Below are 17,973 nucleotides of genomic sequence, written 5' to 3'. Positions count from 1 at the left end.
CGCCAGTGGCGGAAACAGGGAGGAGCTGTTGGGGCCGCGGCCAGCAGGATGCGAGCGGCAGCGAAGCAGACGCTGGGTGCCGCAACCCGGGCTCCTTTAATAAAATGGGCGGGCAAGGCCGCAAACCAATTATAACATAGATTTTCGACAAAAGATATAGAAATAAACAAATCTGCCGTAATGGAAATCCCCCAAGGAGCTGCGACCTCCAAGGGGGATTTTTGTTCTGCTCCCTTCCCACCCCGCATATACTCTCATCAGAGCAAGGACAGGAAAGGAGCATCACCATGGAGCTGAAAGTGTTCCGGGACGTTCTGCCTGCGGCGGGTGCGGACTGCACCGCCAAGGCGGAGCTGCCCCTCGAGACCGAACTACTGATCTCGGACTATCTGCCGCCGGTGCAGCGCATCGTCAAGTGCTTCGCAAAGCCGGTGGTGCTGCAAAAGCAGCTGGCCCCCGGGCGGCTGACGCTGGAAGGATATTTGCGCTGTACCGTGTATTATCAGGGCGAAGAGGGGGCGGGGCTGTGCCAGACCGAGCAGAAGCTGCCCTTCACCAAGGCCCTCGAGCTGCCCAGCTTTGCGGCCACGGCGTGGACAGCCTGCGTCGAGGGCCAGACCGAATACCTCAACTGCCGGGCCGTCAACCCCCGCCGCATCGAGGTGCGGGGGGCCTACGGGCTGGTGGTGAGCGTCCACGCCCAGCTGTCCACCGAGGTCATCACGGCCCTCAGCGAGGGCGGCATCGAGCAGAAGCCGGTCACGCTGGCAGGGGTGCGGCGGGCCGCCACCCTCGAAAAGCTCGTGACCATCGAGGGGGCGCTGACCTTCCCGAAGCCTCCCGCCGCCATCCTCGACATCACCGGCACCGCCGAGGTGCGGGAGCTGAAGCGGATGCAGGGCAAGGCCGTGGCGAAGGGGGTTTTGCATGTCCTCTGCGCATGGCGGGCCGAAGGGGACGCCGCCCTCCGCAGCCAGACCGCCGACCTGCCCTTCAACCAGATCCTGGATGCAGACGGCCTCAGCGAGGACTGCCGCTGCCTCTGCGTGCTGGAGCCGGTGGGCTTTGCGGCGGCAGAAGGGGAGACCACCGAGGACGGCTCTGCCTCCACCACCCTCACGGCCACGGCGATGCTGCGGCTGAGCGGCTGGCGTCCCTACCAGCTCCAATGCGTGGCCGATGCCTTCTCCACCCGCTTCGAGACGACCCTCACGCCCCAGACTCTCGCCACCGAGTCGCTGCTCTGCGCGCTGGACGAGACGACGGTGCTGCGAGGCTCCGGCCCTCTGCCCGACGCAGGAGCGCATATTTTGGCCTGCTTCGCGTCCTTCGGGCCGGTGAGCCTGACGCGGCAGGAGGGGAGAGCCGTCCTGACGGCCCGGGCCGTGGTGTCGGCCTTTGCGGAAAATACCCTCGGGGAGATGGAGTGCTACGAAAAGGCGCTGGACTATGCCCTGCCTCTCCCCGCCGACCTGCCCGAGGATGCCGACGCCTACCCCGAGTGCTGGCTGAGCGTTCAGGACCTGCAATGCGCCAGCGCAGGCGGCGCGCTGGATGTGTCCCTTACCGTCCGGGCCGAGGGCGCGGTGCTGGCGCGGCAGACGGCCTCTCTCGTGGGGGCGGTGGAGCTGGGCGACCCCCTCGCCCCCGCCGACCCGGAGGTGTCGCTCCGCATCTGCTACGCCCAGCCGGGGGAGGAGCTGTTCGCCATCGCCCGGCGCTACCACGTCTCGCCCGGCCAGATGCTGGCCGCCAACGACCTCCCCGACGGCACCGCCCGCCTCGACGAGGCGCGGAGACTGCTTGTGCCGGGGGTGTGAGCGAAGTTGTAAACTTTCCGCACAGCGCTTGACTTTTGCGGGGGGATCGGGTATCCTAAAGTCAGGAATGTCAAGGGTCAAGATTGTCACCCCAAAAAGGAAAAACCCCCTCGGAGTCGCTACCTCCAAGGGGGCTTTTCATTTAGTTGGGCTTACGGTCATCGTTGTACCGGTCAAGCCACTTGCAACGGCGACGACCGCCGCCAGCGGCGGAAGCAGGGAGGATCCGCAACCCGGGCTCCTTCTTGTCATATCCATATTGCATCCGCTTTCATCATATAAGGCCGTTCCAGTCTTTTCTCTTCTGCGCCACATCGGGAACGCTCCTGTTCACTGGCATGAAGAGACTTTTTCTTCCAAGCTTCTATTCCCTAGGCCGAACGTATTAGTTACGCAGTGCTTTTTCACGCACTTCCGGTGTAACTGCTTTCAGAAGATTATAGAGGTCAATAATATCGGTGATTGCCTGCCGGTCCTGCACCGTCCATGTGTAATCAAACTTGCTATAATCCGTTCCCTCGAAACGCATGATAACGGTATCGGCACTCAAAAGGTTTCGCAACCATTCGACTTCACTGTCTTCCATTTCAAAGGTGGCCCATGCAAACCATTTACCAAGCTCTTTGTCGTATCCATAACCGGAGTTATCATAATCGCAAATGTAAGTGTACTTATAATCTCCACCGCGCAGAATGATGTCATCGATATCCAGCTCGGAAGAGCCCATGTAAGTAAAATCTTCCCAGAAAACAATAGTGTTCCCCTTGTCCCAGATATAAAGGTTGGGGCCAATGCCACACGTCTTGCGCTTATCGATGCTGTCATCATGCGGGGTTGTAATCGCCCAGCAGTCTTCTACTGCATCGTAGTTGACATTGCACTTTGCAAGTGCATCCTGAATACCAAGAATCTGCTGTGCTTCTGCCAGCACACCAAAATTGGTGACAGCAGCTTTTCCTGCATCATCCAACTGGTTATAGGCATCCAAAGCGGCCACGATTGCCGCGCGTCTGCTGCGCGTGACAGTACCGATCTGGCTGATCAGCGCTTCTACCTGCTCCGGGGTCACAGCACTATTCTGCTGCGCGAGCACCGCAAAGGGAACGTCCCCGGCGGGGCTGGCGGCCAGCGCAGGCAATGCAGTACCTGCCATCAGAGCGGCCACAAGGCTGCCTGCCACAATAACTTTGCATTTTTCTGTAATTTTCATTTGATTTGCCTCTTTCCTCTTGATTTCAGCTTATAGCTGTTGTAACATAAAATTATAAATACAACAAAAAGGAGCGCTTTGGCATGATGACAAATGAAGAGATCCTTGCTATCCTGCGGCAGTACCCTGATCTGGTCCCCGAGGTTCTGGCCATCCTGACCGAAGCCCCTGCCAAAACAGATCTGCCGTTTGTCGGCTGATTCACTCCGGCTTTGCCCGGGAGCGCAGCAGCGTTTCCACCGCGTGCAAAATAAGTATACCATAAACTTCGGCAAAAAGATACAGGAAGCGATGCCACGAGCCGCAACCCGGCCTTGTCGAACGAAGTGAGACTGAGAGGGCAAGCTCCATAAGTACGACTTATGACGAAAATATGAATAAAAACTCGAAAAAGCCCTACCGTTCCCGGTTCCGGTCTGCTATAATTTTCTATGCTTGTTACAAAAACCTGAAGTGAAGTAAAGGAGCCAGGATATGATAAAAAGCGCTGAACTGGAAAATTCGGCATATGAGTTTGAGGCGAAAATGCCGCTGCGCCACGCTGTCCCGCTGGGATTGCAGCACGTGTTCGCCATGTTCGTGGGCAACCTCACCCCGCTGCTCATCATCACCAGCGCCTGCGGCCTCGCGGGCGGTGAGTTCGCAGACCTGCAGGTGAGCCTGCTGCAGAACGCCATGTTCGTGGCGGGCATCGTCACGCTGGTGCAGCTGTACGGCCTCGGCCCTGTGGGCGGCAAAGTGCCGATCATCATGGGTACCAGCTCGGGCTTTCTGGGCGTGTTCAACAGCGTGGCTGCCACCATGGGCGGCGACGTCACGGCCTACGGCGCCATGATGGGCGCATCCATTCTGGGCGGCCTGTTCGAGAGCGTGCTGGGCGTCTTTCTGAAGCCCCTGCGCAAGCTGTTCCCGCCGGTGGTCACCGGCACGGTCGTGCTGTCCATCGGCCTGTCCCTCATCTCCGTGGGCGTCAACTCCTTCGGCGGCGGCAACGCAGCCAAGGACTTCGGCTCGGTGGAAAACCTGCTGCTGGCCGTCTTCGTGCTGGTGGTCATCCTCCTCTTCAAGCACTGGACCAAGGGATTCCTCAGCTCTTCCTCCATCCTCGTGGGCATCGTCGCGGGCTATCTGGCAGCCATCGTCATGGGCTTCGTCCTGCCCACCACCGGCGTCACCGCCGACGGCGTGGAGTTCACCAAAGCATGGGTGCTGAACTGGAACAAGGTCGCTGAGGCCAGCTGGTTCGCCATCCCGAAGCTGGTGCCGGTCAAGATCGTCTTCGACCTCCGCGCCATCCTGCCCGTCATGATCATGTTCATCGTCACCGCCGTGGAGACGGTGGGCGACATCTCCGGCGTCATGGAGGGCGGCATGAGCCGCGAGGCCACCGATAAGGAGCTGAGCGGCGGCATCATCTGCGACGGCCTCGGCTCTACCGTCGCCGCCTGCTTCGGCGTCCTGCCCAACACCTCCTTCAGCCAGAACGTGGGCCTCGTGGCCATGACCAAGGTGGTCAACCGGGGCGCACTGGCCACCGGTGCCATCTTCCTGATGCTCTGCGGCCTCATCCCCAAGCTGGGCGCACTCATCTCCATCATGCCGCAGGCCGTTCTGGGCGGCGCTGCCGTCATGATGTTCTCCTCCATCGTGGTGTCGGGCATCCAGCTCATCACCAAGGAGAAGATGACTCCCCGCACCCTGACCATCGTCTCTGTGGCGCTGGGCGTGGGCTACGGCATGGGTGCAAACGCCAAGATCCTTGCCAACACCCCCCAGTTCGTCCAGCTCATCTGCGGTGAGAGCGGCATCGTGCCTGCTGCCTTCGTGGCCATCCTGCTCAACTGCCTGCTGCCCCGCGATGAGAAGTAAGCGTTGAACCACTGCGGCCTCCCTGTCTTTGCAGGGAGGTCTTTTTGTGCTATAATTTCCCCAGTCCTATCAGTAAGAGGGAAGGAGGACTCTATGGAACTGCAAACTGCCGCCCGCTATCGTCTTCTGGACGAGCTGCGGGGACTCGACCTCATCAGCATGATGCTCTACCACGGGATGTGGGACGTGGTGTTCCTCTTCGGCGTGGCCCAGAAGTGGTACACCGGACGCCCGGGCTTTGTGTGGCAGCAGAGCATCTGCTGGGTCTTCATCCTGCTTTCGGGCTTCTGCCTGCCGCTGGGGCATCATCCGTTCCGGCGGGGAGCCGTCGTCTTCGGGGCAGGGGCGCTGGTCACAGCCGTCACCCTGCTCTTCCTGCCCGAGGACGTGGTGTGGTTCGGGGTGCTGACTCTGCTGGGCTCGTCCATGCTCCTCACCGCCGCGCTGGACCCGCTGCTGCGCCGCGTCCCGCCCGCCGTGGGCGTGGCCGTCAGCGCCCTGCTGTTCTGGGTGACCTACCCGACGATGAACGGCTTCTGGAACCTGCCGGGCGGGCGTCTGGCCCTGCCGCAGGCCCTCTACGCCAGCTACACCACGGCCTATCTGGGCTTCATGCCGAAGAGCTTTTTCTCCACCGACTATTTCCCGCTGCTGCCCTGGCTGTTTCTGTTCTGGGCGGGGTACTTCCTCCACCACCTCGTGGGCCGCGGACGCCTCGCGCCGCTGCGCAGGTCGGTCTGCCCGCCGCTGGGCTGGATGGGCCGTCACTCGCTGGTGCTCTATCTGCTCCATCAGCCGGTCATCCTGGGGGTGCTGACGGTGGCGTTCCGGCTGGTGAGAGCGGGGTAAAACTTCTGGAAAAGTTAGCCTCTGTGACCGCTTGACAAAGCAGCGGCGCTGTGGTATCCTATGGACGGTTAGAGAAACCTAACTAAAGAGATGCGTCTGAGCCTGCTTCCGACGCATTTTTATGGAGCAAAATGTTAGAAGCAGCTAACCCAATAAATCAAAAGTGAGGCTGAATATTATGAGCAAAGTAGCAATCGTATTCTGGAGCGCGACCGGCAACACCGAGACCATGGCAAACTGCATCGCGGAGGGTGCAGGCGCTGCCGCCACCATCGTCCCCTGCGCCGAGATGGACGCAGCAAAGCTGGGCGAGTATGACGTGGTGGCCTTCGGCTGCCCGGCCATGGGCGCTGAGCAGCTGGAGGAGAGCGAGTTCGAGCCGATGTTCGCGGGCCTCGAAGGCTCTCTGAACGGCAAGAAGGTGGCTCTGTTCGGCTCCTACGGCTGGGGCGACGGCCAGTGGATGCGCGACTGGTGCGAGCGCGCCAAAGAGGACGGCGCACAGCTGTTCAGCGACGAGGGCCTCGTCTGCAACGAAACGCCCGACGACGACGTTCAGGCTGCCTGCCGCAAGCTGGGCGCTGATCTGGCCAACTGGTAAAAAATAACACCGGCCCATCCTGCATCATCCCGCGTCTTTGGGGCAACCTAGGGACAAAGAGGTGATGAATGAATGGAAAACACAGGTGTCCGCTGTGATGTCTGCGAGTGCCGCCACAACGTGGGGAGCTGCAAGTGTGACTTGCCCGAGATCACGGTGACGGAGCGCTGCACCTGCTCTTCTCAGCAGGTGGACATCCCGCACTACTGCCAGAGCTACGAGAAGAAGTAAGCACTGCGCAACAAAAAGACCTCTGCCCGACGGCCTTGCCGGGCAGGGGTCTTTTGCTGTTAGAAGCTGTTTTCATAGGCGGTGTGCAATGCTTATGAAAACGGCTTCTCTAGTGGAGGCTGACGCCGAAGGTGGGCAGGCTGCGCAGCAGGGTGCCGACGTTGTGCATCTCGTAGATGCCGAAGCCCAGAGCGCTGGCGGCTACGAGGTTGTCGGCCCGGTCGTCGATGAAGATGCACTCATCGGCCCGGAGATGGTACTTGTCCAGCAGGGCCTGATAGATGCGGGGGTCGGGCTTGTTGATCTTCACTTCGCAGGAGGCCACGCCGCCGTCGAAGAGGCCCTCGAAGTCCCGGTGCATCAGCAGGTCCAGAACGTCCTCGGGGATGTTGCTCAGGTAGTAGGCGCAGTAGCCGCGCTGCTTGAGCTGCTCCACCAGCGTCTGCATCCGGCGGCGGGGACGGAGCATACTCATCCAGTCGTCCAGCACGCCCTCCACCTCGAAGCCCCGGCCCACGGCCCTGGCCCGCTCGAGCATCCGCTCGTTGGCCTCCCGGCGGGTGATGCGGCCCGCGTCCAGCAGCCGCCATTCTCTGCTGCCGAAGGTCAGGTCGTAGACCTCCTCTTCCAGCCCCCGGTTCCCGAACAGGTCGATGAGGTACTTGTGGGGGTCGAAATCCACCATGACGCCGCCGAAGTCGAACACGATATTTTTATACATCGATGATACCTCTTAAAAAAAAGTTGGGATCGCACTGCGCCCAGTATAGCACATCCGGGGCAGTATTTTCCAGCCCTTTTGCATCGTCCGGCCCGCCCCGGCATAGGATGGGACTGTAAGGGGGCGGGGGAGATGACCTTTCGGGAGCTGTGCAGCAAGGAAGTCGTCCAGCTGAAGGACGGAGCCTGCCTTGGCCGGGTGGACGATGTGGAGCTGGACGCCGACACGGCCCGCATCGGGAGTTTGCTTCTGCTGGGGCGGCCCCGGCTCTTCGGGCTGCTGGGCCGGGACGAGACCCTGACCATCCCGTGGGCCGACATCGAGCGCATCGGTCTGGACGCCATCCTCGTGCGGACGGACATCCCCGCCCCGCCGCCCTCCCACGGGGGACTGCTGGATAAATTGCATCAGTGGCTGAACGGATGAAAGATTTTCACCCGTTTTTTTGCCCGTCAGGTCTGGATTTTGGAGGCGGGAGGATTATAATAGAGGACTGGGGCGGAGTCTGCCGCCTCAAATAATAAGAAAAACGCAGAAGTGAAAGGAACTTCTTTATGACACACCATCCGAGTGCTGCGTCCCTCCGGCTGCATGGGGCGCGGCTGCTGTTTCCGCCTGTGGCCACCCTTTTGTTTCTGGTGCTCACCGAGTACATCGCCCGCGGCGCCCTGAGCGGAGATACCTTTGTGCAGTACATCTTCCCCCACGCAGAAGCCTATCTGCTGGCGTGGGGGCTGCTCTTCCTCGTCTGGATGGCGGTGGACTGGCTCACCCGCTTCGCCCCGCTGGCCACCCTCCTGTCGGCCCTGCTGGGCTGTCTGCCCGCCACGGTGGACTTTTACATCCTGCAGCTCCGGGGCGAGCCCTTCCTCCCGTGGGACCTGATGCAGGTGTCCGAGGCGGCCGGCGTGGCCTCCGCGGCGGGCATCCACGTCCAGAAGAGCATGGTCGTCTCCGGCGTCGTGGTGCTGGCTCTGACCGTCGGCTCCTTCTTCCTCTACCGGGGGCGTCAGAAGCTGCCGTGGGTGCAGCGTCTGGCGGGCTTCGCGGCCAGCACAGCGGCCACCTGCGCCCTCATCTTCGGGGTGTTTTTGCAGCCTGCCGTCACCCAGTCGCTGGGCATCCTGCCCGACGCATGGATGCAGGACCGCTACTACCGCTATTACGGCGTCATCACCAGCTTCCTCACCAACCTGACGAATCTGGAGATCGATAAGCCCGAGGCTTACTCGGAGGAGGCCATCAACGCCATCCTCGACAACGTGGAGGCAGGGGAGAAGTACACCACCGGCCCGGTCTACCCCGGCTCCTACGCCGCCCAGACCCCGGCAGACGAACAGGTGAAGCAGCCCACCATCCTCTACGTGATGGACGAGTCCTACTGGGACGTCTCGGAGCTGGAACAGTACGGCTTCCAGTTCGACACCGACGTCTCGGCCAACCTCCACGCTCTGCAGCAGACCAGCGCCTATGGCCGGGTCTACAGCCCCAGCTTCGGCGGCGGCACCTGTGATGTGGAGTTCGAGGCCCTGACGGGCTACTCGGTGTCCTATCTGCCCAGCGGCAGCAAGCCCTACCAGCAGCACGTGACGAAACCCATGTTCGCCCTGCCCAGCTACCTCAAGACCGAAGGGTATCAGACGGCGGCGGTCCACTGCTTCTGGGCCAGATACTGGAGCCGCGACACGGCCTACCCCAACCTCGGCCTCGACGACTTCATCAGCCTCGAGAAGATGCACGGCGTCCAGAAGGTGCGCCGCCACTACTGGACCACCGGCCTCGTCACCGACGACTCCATGGCAGACCAGATCATCGGCCAGTACGAGACCATGAAGGCCCAGTCCGACGCCCCCGTCTTCCTCCACGCCGTCACCATGCAGAACCATACCAATTATAATAAGGATAACTACCCCGATGACCAGCGGGTGAAAGTCACCGAAGCCCCGGCGGGCCTCAAGGCCAGCACCGTGGGTGCGCTGGAAGACTTTGCCACCGGCATCCGGGACGCCGACGCCATGCTGGGCAGGCTGACGGACTACTTCTCGCAGGTGGACGAGCCGGTCATCCTCGTGTTCTGGGGCGACCACTACAACCCTATCGATTCCAATTACGACATCTACACCCGCAGCGGCTATGCCAGCGGCTCCAGCGCCGACCCCCGCCTCCATCAGACCACCCTGCTGATGTGGTCGAACTACTCCGACCGCGCGGTTGACCTCGGCACCATCGCCGCCTACGACATCTCGCCGGTGATGATGGAGCTGTTCGGCCTGCGTCAGCCCGCCTACTTCCAGTTCCTTGGCCGTCAGCTCCGGGCCGCCTATCGGGCCAACACCCGCGGCACCATCCTGGAAAAGGACGGCACCGCCTCGAACGAGCTGACCCCCTTGCAGCAGAAGTGGAGCGATGAGCACTGGCTGCTCCAGTACGACCTCATGTTCGGCAAAGGCTATGCCCTGAGCCGGATGGGCCTCGAGAGCATCGCCGAGGGCGCAGATTGACGAAAAACTACGATTCTTTTTAGAAAAAAGCACGAAAACCCCTTGCAACGGCCAGAGGTTTGTGCTATTATTACTTAGCATTACACACGCATCACTATGCCCTTTTGTGCCCGGGAGGGTGGAGGGCAGTCTGCAACCGTCCGATACGGCGGCAGATCACGGTGTGCGGAGGCAAAACAAATTTTGGAGGTAATTTTACTATGGCAGTCGTTTCTATGAAGCAGCTTCTCGAGGCAGGCGTTCACTTTGGTCACCAGACCCGCCGCTGGAACCCCAAGATGGCGAAGTATATCTTCACCGAGCGCAACGGCATCTATATCATCGACCTGCAGAAGACCGTCAAGAAGCTGGACGAGGCTTACAACTACGTGAAGGAAGTTGCAGCTGAGGGCGGCGACATCCTGTTCGTCGGCACCAAGAAGCAGGCTCAGGAGTCCATCCGTGACGAGGCTCTGCGCTGCGGCATGCACTACGTCAACGCTCGCTGGCTGGGCGGTATGCTGACCAACTTCCGCACCATCCGCAAGCGCATCGACCGTATGGCTCAGCTGCAGAACATGAAGGACAACGGCACCTTCGAGCTGCTGCCCAAGAAGGAAGTGGCCAAGCTCGAGCTGGAGATGGAGAAGCTGGACAAGTACCTCGGCGGCGTCAAGAACATGAAGACCCTGCCCAAGGCCATGTTCATCGTTGACCCCCACAAGGAGCGCATCGCTGTTGCTGAGGCTCGCAAGCTGAACATCCCCATCGTTGCTATCGTTGATACCAACTGCAACCCCGACGAGATCGACTACGTCATCCCCGGCAACGACGACGCTATCCGCGCTGTCAAGCTGATCGCTGGCGCTATGGCTGACGCTGTGCTGGAAGGCAAGCAGGGCAACCAGGAGGCCGCTCCCGCTGAGGACGCAGCAAACGCCTGATTTCCCGAAATTCTCACAAACCAACAAATACTGTGTAAGGGAGAATACCAAAATGGCTATTACTGCAAAGGACGTTATGGAACTGCGCAAGCAGACCGACTGCGGCATGATGGAGTGCAAGAAGGCTCTGACCGAGGCTGACGGCAACTTCGAGAAGGCGATCGAGATCCTGCGTGAGCGTGGTCTGGCTACCGCCGCCAAGAAGGCAAGCCGCGTGGCTGCCGAGGGCATGGTCTACGCCGATTACTGCCCCGAGTGCAAGGTGGGCGTCGTCATCGAGGTCAACGCCGAGACCGACTTCGTCGCCAAGAACGACAAGTTCGTTGCCTTCGTCAAGGAGGCCACCAAGGTCATCATGAAGCAGAACCCCGCTGATGTCGAGGCTTTGATGGCATGCAAGACCGAGAGCGGCGAGACCGTCGATGAGGCTCTGAAGAACCTCATCCTGGTCATCAAGGAGAACATCAAGGTTCGCCGTTTCGTCCGTTACGAGGGCGTCTGCTCTGCATACGTCCACGGCGGCGGCACCCACGGCATCCTGGTCAACTTCGAGACCACCAACGGCATCGAGGCTAAGGACGAGTTCGCTGCATACGGCAAGGATGTTGCCATGCAGGTCGCAGCTGCCAACCCCAGCTACGTCGATGAGGCTGCTGTCCCCGCTGAGGTCGTCGCCAAGGAGAAGGAGATCCTCCTCGCTCAGATGGCTAACGACCCGAAGAACGCCAACAAGCCCGACGCTGTCAAGCAGAAGATGATCGAGGGCAAGATCAAGAAGTACTTCAAGGAGAACTGCCTGGTCGATCAGGAGTTCGTCAAGGACAGCGACATGACCGTTGGTCAGTACACTGCCAAGGTCGCAAAGGACCTGGGCGGCGAGATCAAGGTCATCAAGTTCACCCACTTCGTCAAGGGCGAGGGCCTGGAGAAGCGTTCTGACGACTTCGCTGCTGAAGTCGCAAGCATGGTGAAGTAAGCCAGCTTCTACTGCTAAAGTTGAAGAAAGCCGCAGTGCCTGTAACAGGGCGCTGCGGCTCTTTTTGTTGGTGTTTGTAAGGGAAACTGAGGATGGATGTATTGCTCCACGACAGCTATACAGGAGTCGGTAGCTTTCTCTTCGGACACGGTTCGGGCCATTCCATCGCCCGCCCTATTGCCTTCGGCAACAGGGTCCCACCCCAGCGGACGGTCCTCAGAGAAACTACCGACTCCATCTACGCACCGGACGACACCCCGCATTGCCGCGTATCCAGCCAGAGCAGGGGAAAACCATCACCACCACACAATAAGAGCAAACAAAAACGCCGCCGACGGTTCAGAAGCCGTCAGCGGCGTTTTGCTTATTCAGTCAGCAGCGGTCAATGGATCAGGCCTTGGCCTCGCTGTTGTGCTCTGCCTTCTTGTAGGCGGAGAAGGAGTGGAACACGATGTTCAGGCCCAGAACGATCAGCAGCACAGCCAGGATGAGCTGCAGGCCGTTGGCGATGAACACAGCGCCCCAAGTGGTCTCACCGGCAGGGATGGTGACAGCAGCGGCATTGCTGATGGCCTTGACCATAGCCATGAGACGCTGCACCAGAGCGGTGAAGGTGACGCAGAGCATGATGACCAGCGGGGGGAAGAGCATCTTGTTGCTGCGGCCGGTGACCTTCAGGAAGACGCACAAGGTAGACAGGACCAGAGCGCTCAGCAGCTGGTTTGCAGAACCGAACAGGGGCCAGATGTTGGCGTAGCCGATCTTGGTCAGGATGAAGCCGAACACCAGAGTGATGAAGGTGGAGAAGTAGACGTTGCAGAGCAGCTTGCGCCAGCCCTCAGCGTGCTCCATGTCGTCCACGCTGAACAGCTCCTGGAAGCTCATGCGGCCGATACGGGCCACGGCATCCAGACTGGTCAGAGCCAGTGCGGAAACGCACATGGTCATAAAGACGGTAGCGGCATAAGCGGGGACACCGAACATCTCAAAGAAACCGGCGACGCCGCGGCTGAAGATCTGGAAGGGAGTGCCGGCGGCGGGGGTGCCGTCAGCAGCGGCAGCAGCACCGGCGACGCACAGAGCCAGAACAGCCAGCAGGCTCTCGAGGATCATGGCGCCATAGCCGACCTTCAGCATATCCTTCTCGTTCTCGACGGTCTTGGAGGAAGTGCCGGAAGAGACGAGGCTGTGGAAGCCGGAGACAGCACCGCAGGCCACGGTGACGAACAGGATGGGGAACATGGTACCCAGCTTCTCGTTGGTGAAACCGGTGAAGACGGGCAGGTTCATGGTGGGATGAGCGACCAGCAGGCCGACCACAGCGCCGGCGATCATGGCCACGAACATAAAGGTGGTCATGTGGTCACGGGGCTGCTTCAGCAGCCACATGGGCAGAACTGCGGCAAAGAAGATGTAGACGAAGGTGATGTAGCTCCATGCAGCCTTGCCCAGAATGATGGGCAGGTTCGCACCGATGACGAAGGACAGCACGATGAAAACGATGCTGATGACGCTCTCTTTCCAGCCGGAGAAGTTGAACTTCTTCTGGATGAGGCCGAAGACGACAGCGAAGACCATGAACATGATGGAGACCATACCGGCAGCGCCGTTGGTCTGCGCAGCCTCCACCAGAGCACCGTCGGCACCGAAGGCGTTGAAGGTTCCGGCCACCATGTCAGCAAACGCTGCAATGACGATGCCGCAGAACAGCCAGCAGAACAGCAGGAACAGCTTGCGGCCGGTCTTGCCGATGTACTTCTCGATCAGCATGCCCATGCTCTTGCCGTCGTTCTTGACGGAAGCGTACAGAGCGCCGAAGTCGGTGACAGCGCCGAAGAAGATGCCGCCCAGCAGCACCCACAGCAGGACAGGCAGCCAGCCGAAAGCAGCAGCCTGGATGGCACCGGTGACAGGGCCTGCACCGGCGATGGAGCTGAACTGGTGTGCAAACACGGTCCAGCCGTTGGTGGGGACATAGTCACGGCCATCCTCGTGGACGACTGCGGGGGTCTTGGCGGTGGGGTCGATGCCCCACTTGTTGGCCAGCCAGCGGCCATACAGCGTATAAGCGCCGAACAGACACACGGCTGCGATCAAAACGATGACCAGCGTATTCATTTCTTTTACCTCTTTCCTTTCTTTCACACCGGCAATGGCCGAAGCAGGACGGCTGTGCCCAAAAGCAGGGCAGGCGAAACGGCCCGGAGGGGTGAAAAAAGCCTCCGTCCTCATGAAAGATAGAGACACAAAAATGTATCCCATCTTCCTCGAAGACGAAGGCCAAACGGTGCATCTGCACCGGTCGTTCTCCGCGGTACCACTTCGTTTGCTGCTTTCGGGAGCAGCCGCTTGCGCGTACAGGCGTTCCTGCCGCCGATACGCCGCCCTGTAACGTGGGCTGAACGGCCATGCACTACTGCCGCAAGCGGGTTCGCACAGGCTGCTCGCAGGTGAGGGCTGATCGCACTGTGCTGCCGTCTTGCACCGGAATGGCGGCTCTCTGAGCGCAGGGAATGCGAAAAGTCATGTCCTGTTCATTGCATTTGCCGAATGATTGTGTATACTTTAGTCCCGATTTCATAATTTGTCAATATATTTTGGGCAAGTTAGGAGACTGTGCCATTTTTGCGGGGGAGAAACTAAGAAAATTTAGGCGATTTTTGTTCAGATGTGAGATGAATAAAACTGAATGCCTCCACAGGTGAAATCTGCTAAACTTCCGGAAAGAAAGACCGAATACTTGACTTTTATACTTTCAAGTGCTAAAGTAACAGAGTAATAGAAAGACCCCCTGCCGCACCCTGCGGCACTTTGCCCTAAAGGAGGCAGCTATGGCGGACAAGAACCCCAGAAGAAACCCCACCACCGACGCACTGTTCGACGCGATCCTGAGTCTTGAGACGAGGGAGGAGTGCTACAACTTCTTCGAAGACCTCTGCACGGTCAAGGAGATCTCCGATATGGCCCAGCGTCTGGAAGCGGCCAAACTCCTGCTCGACGGCAGCACCTACGACCAGATCGTAAAGGCGGTGGAGATCAGCACCGCCACCATCAGCCGCATCAACCGCTGCATCCAGTACGGCTCCGGCGGCTACCGCGACACCATCGAGAAGGTACAGAAGAGCGCAAAGCCGGAGTGACATCCGGGCGGCGAGGCACATAGGATGGACTGCGCCCGATTCCTATTATAGAAAGGAAGGTCCTTCTTATGGCTGATACCACCAACTGCACCCCCTGCGTTTCCTGCGGCTGCCCCGCGTTGCCGAGAGTTTCCTTCGACCAGGCCGTCGTTGACCTGATGGAGAGCATCGCTCTGCAGGAGTCGGCCCTGAGCCACATCCTCTGCGCCGAGACCCAGAAGATGAAAGCCGCCCTCAGCATGGAGGAGCTGGACCTGTGCAAGCTGCTGGAAGTCAACGACTCCGCCACAAACATGGTCCACGCCGTGGCGAACCTTGAGCTGGTTCTGAAAGAGAAGCTGGAATTCATCGCCAACAACCTCTACTACCCCTCGACGGGGAACAGCACCACCACCGAGAGCTGATGTCAAAATGCGACTGCCCGCCCGCAATGGGTGGGCGGTTTTTGCTTTCCGGGGCGGGGCTGCCTAAAAATATGTATAAAAGTCGGAAAAGTGTTTTGTTGGAATTGCTGAATATCGAAATCTGTGCTATACTATATAATGTTTATCCAAAGAGAAAGGGGAACCTGACCTTGCTGCACTACGATGCGATCCTGTTTGACGTGGACGGTACGCTCATCGATTCCGCCCCCGGCATTCTCAATACACTGGAAGAAGTTTTCAGCTCCATGGGCGTTGACGTCGCCCGGAGCGACCTTGGCCGCTACATCGGCCCGCCCCTCCGCAAGAGCTTCGGCGAGCATTTCTCCGACCCTGCAAAAATTGAGGAGGCCACGAAGCGCTACCGCGTGAGCTACGCCGCCAAGGGCTGCCACGAGGGCGGTGTCTACCCCGGCGTGGTGGAGATGCTGGGCCGTCTCAAGGCTGCGGGCCTGACCCTCTGCACGGCCACCTGCAAGCCCACCGACGTTGTGAGGCCCATCCTCGAAGAGCAGGGCCTTGCGCCTTACTTCTCCTTCGTGGGCGGTGCGTCCATGGATGAGAGCCGCGACAACAAGACCGACGTCATCCGCCACGTCCTCGCCCAGCCCGTCATGCAGGGCAAGCGGGTGCTGATGGTGGGCGACCGCCGGGACGATATGCAGGGCGCTGTGAACTGTGGCCTGGACGCCGCCGCTGTGCTCTACGGCTACGGCGGCAGGGAAGAGGTCGCCCCCTTTGCGCCGGTCTTCATGGCCGCTGACTGCAAAGAGCTGACGGACTGGGCTCTCCGCCCGGCGGACGAGCCTTCCCATTCCTGAAACGAGAGGGACTGAATCTATGAGTCGAAAAAAACAACAACAAAACGAAACCATGACTCCCATGCAGCATCGGGCCGTTCTGGTCTGCATCCTCTGCGTGCTGGCGGTGCTGCTGACCTTCGGCATCACCACCATCCTCCTCAAAAAGGAGGAGCCTGCCCCCTCCGTCTCGGAGTCTGTGGCAGACCCCACCTCCGGCGAAGACCTGTCGGGCCACTACCAGATCGACAACGCCTCCACCGCTCTGCTGACGGAGACCGCCGACGCCGGCACGGACTATCTGAACGACACCCTTTTTCTGGGCGACTCCAACACCGTCCGCCTCTATAACAACGGCCTCATCTCCCTGCAGCAGTTCTGCGCCAAAGAGGGCATCGGCACCCAGGTAGCGCTCAGCGAGGGCATCGTTACCTTTAAGAAGGATTCCAACCACTACACCATCCCTCAGGCGGTGGCCATGATGAAGCCCCGCCGTGTGGTCATGACCTTCGGCACCAACGACACCGGGATGGAAGTCTCTGACTTCATCGCCCACTACACGGCCCTCATCCAGGCCATCCAGCAGAGCTACCCCTACACCGACATCATCGTCAACACGGTGCCGCCGGTCCCGGCTGACCACTCCAACTACCCCCACATGGACCAGGCCAAGATCGACGACTTCAACATGGCCCTTCTGGATCTGTGCGAGCAGCTGGGCGTCCGCTTCCTCAACTCTGCCGAGGCCCTCAAGGGCAGCGACGGCTACGGCATCGCGGACTACTACACCAGCGGCGACATCCACCTCAAGAGTGCCGGCCTCAAGGCAGTGCTGAACTATCTCCGCACCCACGCCCTGCAGACCGAGGACCGCCGCCCCGACACCAACAACATCCCCACCCGCACCATGGAGTATGTCTCCAACCCCAGCTCCGCCGTGGCCGCTCCCAGCTCGGAGGCTGTCAGCTCCAGCGAGAGTCAGGCCGAGAGCGCCAGCAGCTCGGAGAGCTCTTCCAGCGAGAGCACCAGCGAGGACAAAAAGTACGAGGCCCGCTACCGTGTGGACAAGAACGGCGGCGGCACTCTGAGCGTCGGCAATGACACCGGCAACAGCTCTGTGACCTACACCGTCACCGACCCCGACAAATCCATCACCGTGACCGCTGTCCCGGCGGAGGGCCATGTCTTCGTCAAGTGGAGCGACGGCCTCACCAGCAAGACCCGCACCGACACCGACTTCAAGCAGAATCTGGACGTCACGGCAGTCTTCGGCACGGCCTCCGTCCACATCACCAGCGAGGGCAAGGGCGCTGTGGGCAGCTCCTACACCTTCAAGGCTGCCTTGAGCGGCAAGTACGCCAAGACCGAGAACCTGCGCTGGTACGCCAACGGTCAGGAGGTCACGCAGGCCGCCGGCAAGTCCAGCATCACTGTGGTGGTGGACAGCTCCATGGCCAACGCTTCTTATAAGATCCATGCCGTCGTCACCTACAACGACTGCAAGGTGAGCAGCAACACCCTGACCATCACCATCGGCAGCGGTGTGACCAGTGAGTCCGGCTCCACCAGCAGTTCGTCCTCGTCCCATGCCGGTTCTTCCGGCAGTACATCCTCTTCCTCTGCAAGTTCGGGCAGCTCTTCCCACAGCACCAGCAGTTCGTCGTCGGCATCGTCCAGTACGTCGTCTGGCAGCTCCAAGGCAGAGTCGGAGTCCGAAAGCAAGGCCGAGTCTAAGGCAGAATCCAAGACTGAGAGCAAAGCTGAGTCCAAGGCCGAGAGCGAAGCAGAATCCAAATCCGAAAGCAAAGCAGAGTCCAAGGCCGAAAGCAAGTCGGAAGCCTCCGCCAGCAAGGAAGCCGAAAGCAAGGCAGAATGACGCCCCGCACCTTCCTCTGCGTAGCCGCATAGGC

At 60.2% G+C, this 17,973-nt stretch carries 16 protein-coding genes; 13 read left to right on the top strand and 3 right to left on the bottom strand.

The window, feature by feature from the left end:
* Positions 1 to 287: 287 nt before the first annotated feature.
* On the top strand, positions 288 to 1,820 hold the full coding sequence (locus tag AAAU26_RS08405) for a DUF3794 and LysM peptidoglycan-binding domain-containing protein (protein WP_217208984.1): 1,533 nt from the start codon (positions 288 to 290) through the stop codon (positions 1,818 to 1,820).
* A 385-nt stretch (positions 1,821 to 2,205) separates the two neighbouring features.
* Here AAAU26_RS08405 and AAAU26_RS08400 read toward each other — a convergent pair whose 3' ends face one another.
* A complete protein-coding gene (locus AAAU26_RS08400; protein ID WP_207675948.1) occupies positions 2,206 to 3,030 on the bottom strand; it encodes a hypothetical protein in 825 nt (274 codons plus the stop codon).
* A 474-nt stretch (positions 3,031 to 3,504) separates the two neighbouring features.
* Between AAAU26_RS08400 and AAAU26_RS08395 the strand changes: the two genes are divergently transcribed.
* From AAAU26_RS08395 to AAAU26_RS08380, 4 genes are all read left to right on the top strand, one after another.
* Entirely contained in the window at positions 3,505 to 4,899 is a 1,395-nt protein-coding gene (locus AAAU26_RS08395; RefSeq protein WP_227618521.1) for a uracil-xanthine permease family protein, read from the top strand.
* A gap of 93 nt (positions 4,900 to 4,992) precedes the next feature.
* Positions 4,993 to 5,748 (top strand): heparan-alpha-glucosaminide N-acetyltransferase, encoded by a 756-nt coding sequence (locus tag AAAU26_RS08390; RefSeq protein WP_227618520.1) that lies wholly within the window; start codon positions 4,993 to 4,995, stop codon positions 5,746 to 5,748.
* Between the two features lie 178 nt (positions 5,749 to 5,926).
* Positions 5,927 to 6,349 (top strand): flavodoxin, encoded by a 423-nt coding sequence (locus tag AAAU26_RS08385; protein WP_227618519.1) that lies wholly within the window; start codon positions 5,927 to 5,929, stop codon positions 6,347 to 6,349.
* Positions 6,350 to 6,421: 72 nt separating this feature from the next.
* Positions 6,422 to 6,580 (top strand): DUF1540 domain-containing protein, encoded by a 159-nt coding sequence (locus AAAU26_RS08380; protein ID WP_149793449.1) that lies wholly within the window; start codon positions 6,422 to 6,424, stop codon positions 6,578 to 6,580.
* A 109-nt stretch (positions 6,581 to 6,689) separates the two neighbouring features.
* Here the strand turns inward: AAAU26_RS08380 and AAAU26_RS08375 are convergent, their stop codons facing one another.
* Positions 6,690 to 7,301 carry an HAD family hydrolase gene (locus AAAU26_RS08375; RefSeq protein ID WP_227618518.1) on the bottom strand — a complete coding sequence of 204 codons (612 nt, stop codon included), beginning with the start codon at positions 7,299 to 7,301 and terminating at the stop codon, positions 6,690 to 6,692.
* 132 nt (positions 7,302 to 7,433) lie between these two features.
* Between AAAU26_RS08375 and AAAU26_RS08370 the strand changes: the two genes are divergently transcribed.
* The 4 genes from AAAU26_RS08370 (at position 7,434) to tsf (ending at position 11,701) form a co-directional block, all read left to right on the top strand.
* Positions 7,434 to 7,727, top strand: coding sequence for a PRC-barrel domain-containing protein (locus AAAU26_RS08370; protein ID WP_158394530.1), 294 nt, complete (start codon positions 7,434 to 7,436; stop codon positions 7,725 to 7,727).
* 128 nt (positions 7,728 to 7,855) lie between these two features.
* Positions 7,856 to 9,802 carry an LTA synthase family protein gene (locus AAAU26_RS08365; RefSeq protein WP_227618517.1) on the top strand — a complete coding sequence of 649 codons (1,947 nt, stop codon included), beginning with the start codon at positions 7,856 to 7,858 and terminating at the stop codon, positions 9,800 to 9,802.
* Between the two features lie 200 nt (positions 9,803 to 10,002).
* Positions 10,003 to 10,725 carry a 30S ribosomal protein S2 gene (gene rpsB, locus AAAU26_RS08360; protein ID WP_015563994.1) on the top strand — a complete coding sequence of 241 codons (723 nt, stop codon included), beginning with the start codon at positions 10,003 to 10,005 and terminating at the stop codon, positions 10,723 to 10,725.
* A 52-nt stretch (positions 10,726 to 10,777) separates the two neighbouring features.
* A complete protein-coding gene (gene tsf / locus AAAU26_RS08355) occupies positions 10,778 to 11,701 on the top strand; it encodes a translation elongation factor Ts (protein ID WP_227618516.1) in 924 nt (307 codons plus the stop codon).
* Positions 11,702 to 12,091: 390 nt separating this feature from the next.
* Here tsf and AAAU26_RS08350 read toward each other — a convergent pair whose 3' ends face one another.
* Positions 12,092 to 13,819 carry a carbon starvation CstA family protein gene (locus AAAU26_RS08350; RefSeq protein ID WP_227618515.1) on the bottom strand — a complete coding sequence of 576 codons (1,728 nt, stop codon included), beginning with the start codon at positions 13,817 to 13,819 and terminating at the stop codon, positions 12,092 to 12,094.
* Positions 13,820 to 14,532: 713 nt separating this feature from the next.
* Between AAAU26_RS08350 and AAAU26_RS08345 the strand changes: the two genes are divergently transcribed.
* From AAAU26_RS08345 to AAAU26_RS08330, 4 genes are all read left to right on the top strand, one after another.
* A complete protein-coding gene (locus AAAU26_RS08345) occupies positions 14,533 to 14,841 on the top strand; it encodes a YerC/YecD family TrpR-related protein (RefSeq protein ID WP_227618513.1) in 309 nt (102 codons plus the stop codon).
* 68 nt (positions 14,842 to 14,909) lie between these two features.
* Positions 14,910 to 15,245: an alpha-helical endospore appendage domain-containing protein gene (locus AAAU26_RS08340; RefSeq protein WP_158394526.1), complete on the top strand. Its 336-nt coding sequence runs from the start codon at positions 14,910 to 14,912 to the stop codon at positions 15,243 to 15,245.
* 170 nt (positions 15,246 to 15,415) lie between these two features.
* Entirely contained in the window at positions 15,416 to 16,084 is a 669-nt protein-coding gene (locus tag AAAU26_RS08335; protein WP_227618512.1) for an HAD hydrolase-like protein, read from the top strand.
* A 19-nt stretch (positions 16,085 to 16,103) separates the two neighbouring features.
* Complete coding sequence (locus tag AAAU26_RS08330; RefSeq protein ID WP_227618511.1) at positions 16,104 to 17,939, top strand: SGNH/GDSL hydrolase family protein; 1,836 nt, start codon at positions 16,104 to 16,106, stop codon at positions 17,937 to 17,939.
* The last annotated feature ends 34 nt before the right edge of the window (positions 17,940 to 17,973 follow it).

The sequence above is a fragment of the Faecalibacterium longum genome, assembly GCF_040094125.1.
Lineage (GTDB): Bacteria > Bacillota > Clostridia > Oscillospirales > Ruminococcaceae > Faecalibacterium > Faecalibacterium longum.
This window is presented reverse-complemented; position numbering and strand designations above follow the sequence as displayed.

Bases quoted from the DNA above. Each gene is read 5' to 3' on its own strand.
- AAAU26_RS08390 (WP_227618520.1), top strand. From the start codon at position 4,993: ATGGAACTGCAAACTGCCGCCCGCTATCGTCTTCTGGACGAGCTGCGG.
- AAAU26_RS08330 (WP_227618511.1), top strand. From the start codon at position 16,104: ATGAGTCGAAAAAAACAACAACAAAACGAAACCATGACTCCCATGCAG.
- AAAU26_RS08385 (WP_227618519.1), top strand. From the start codon at position 5,927: ATGAGCAAAGTAGCAATCGTATTCTGGAGCGCGACCGGCAACACCGAG.
- AAAU26_RS08395 (WP_227618521.1), top strand. From the start codon at position 3,505: ATGATAAAAAGCGCTGAACTGGAAAATTCGGCATATGAGTTTGAGGCG.
- tsf (WP_227618516.1), top strand. From the start codon at position 10,778: ATGGCTATTACTGCAAAGGACGTTATGGAACTGCGCAAGCAGACCGAC.
- AAAU26_RS08380 (WP_149793449.1), top strand. From the start codon at position 6,422: ATGGAAAACACAGGTGTCCGCTGTGATGTCTGCGAGTGCCGCCACAAC.
- AAAU26_RS08365 (WP_227618517.1), top strand. From the start codon at position 7,856: ATGACACACCATCCGAGTGCTGCGTCCCTCCGGCTGCATGGGGCGCGG.
- AAAU26_RS08345 (WP_227618513.1), top strand. From the start codon at position 14,533: ATGGCGGACAAGAACCCCAGAAGAAACCCCACCACCGACGCACTGTTC.
- AAAU26_RS08350 (WP_227618515.1), bottom strand. From the start codon at position 13,819: ATGAATACGCTGGTCATCGTTTTGATCGCAGCCGTGTGTCTGTTCGGC.
- AAAU26_RS08400 (WP_207675948.1), bottom strand. From the start codon at position 3,030: ATGAAAATTACAGAAAAATGCAAAGTTATTGTGGCAGGCAGCCTTGTG.
- AAAU26_RS08405 (WP_217208984.1), top strand. From the start codon at position 288: ATGGAGCTGAAAGTGTTCCGGGACGTTCTGCCTGCGGCGGGTGCGGAC.
- rpsB (WP_015563994.1), top strand. From the start codon at position 10,003: ATGGCAGTCGTTTCTATGAAGCAGCTTCTCGAGGCAGGCGTTCACTTT.
- AAAU26_RS08370 (WP_158394530.1), top strand. From the start codon at position 7,434: ATGACCTTTCGGGAGCTGTGCAGCAAGGAAGTCGTCCAGCTGAAGGAC.
- AAAU26_RS08340 (WP_158394526.1), top strand. From the start codon at position 14,910: ATGGCTGATACCACCAACTGCACCCCCTGCGTTTCCTGCGGCTGCCCC.
- AAAU26_RS08375 (WP_227618518.1), bottom strand. From the start codon at position 7,301: ATGTATAAAAATATCGTGTTCGACTTCGGCGGCGTCATGGTGGATTTC.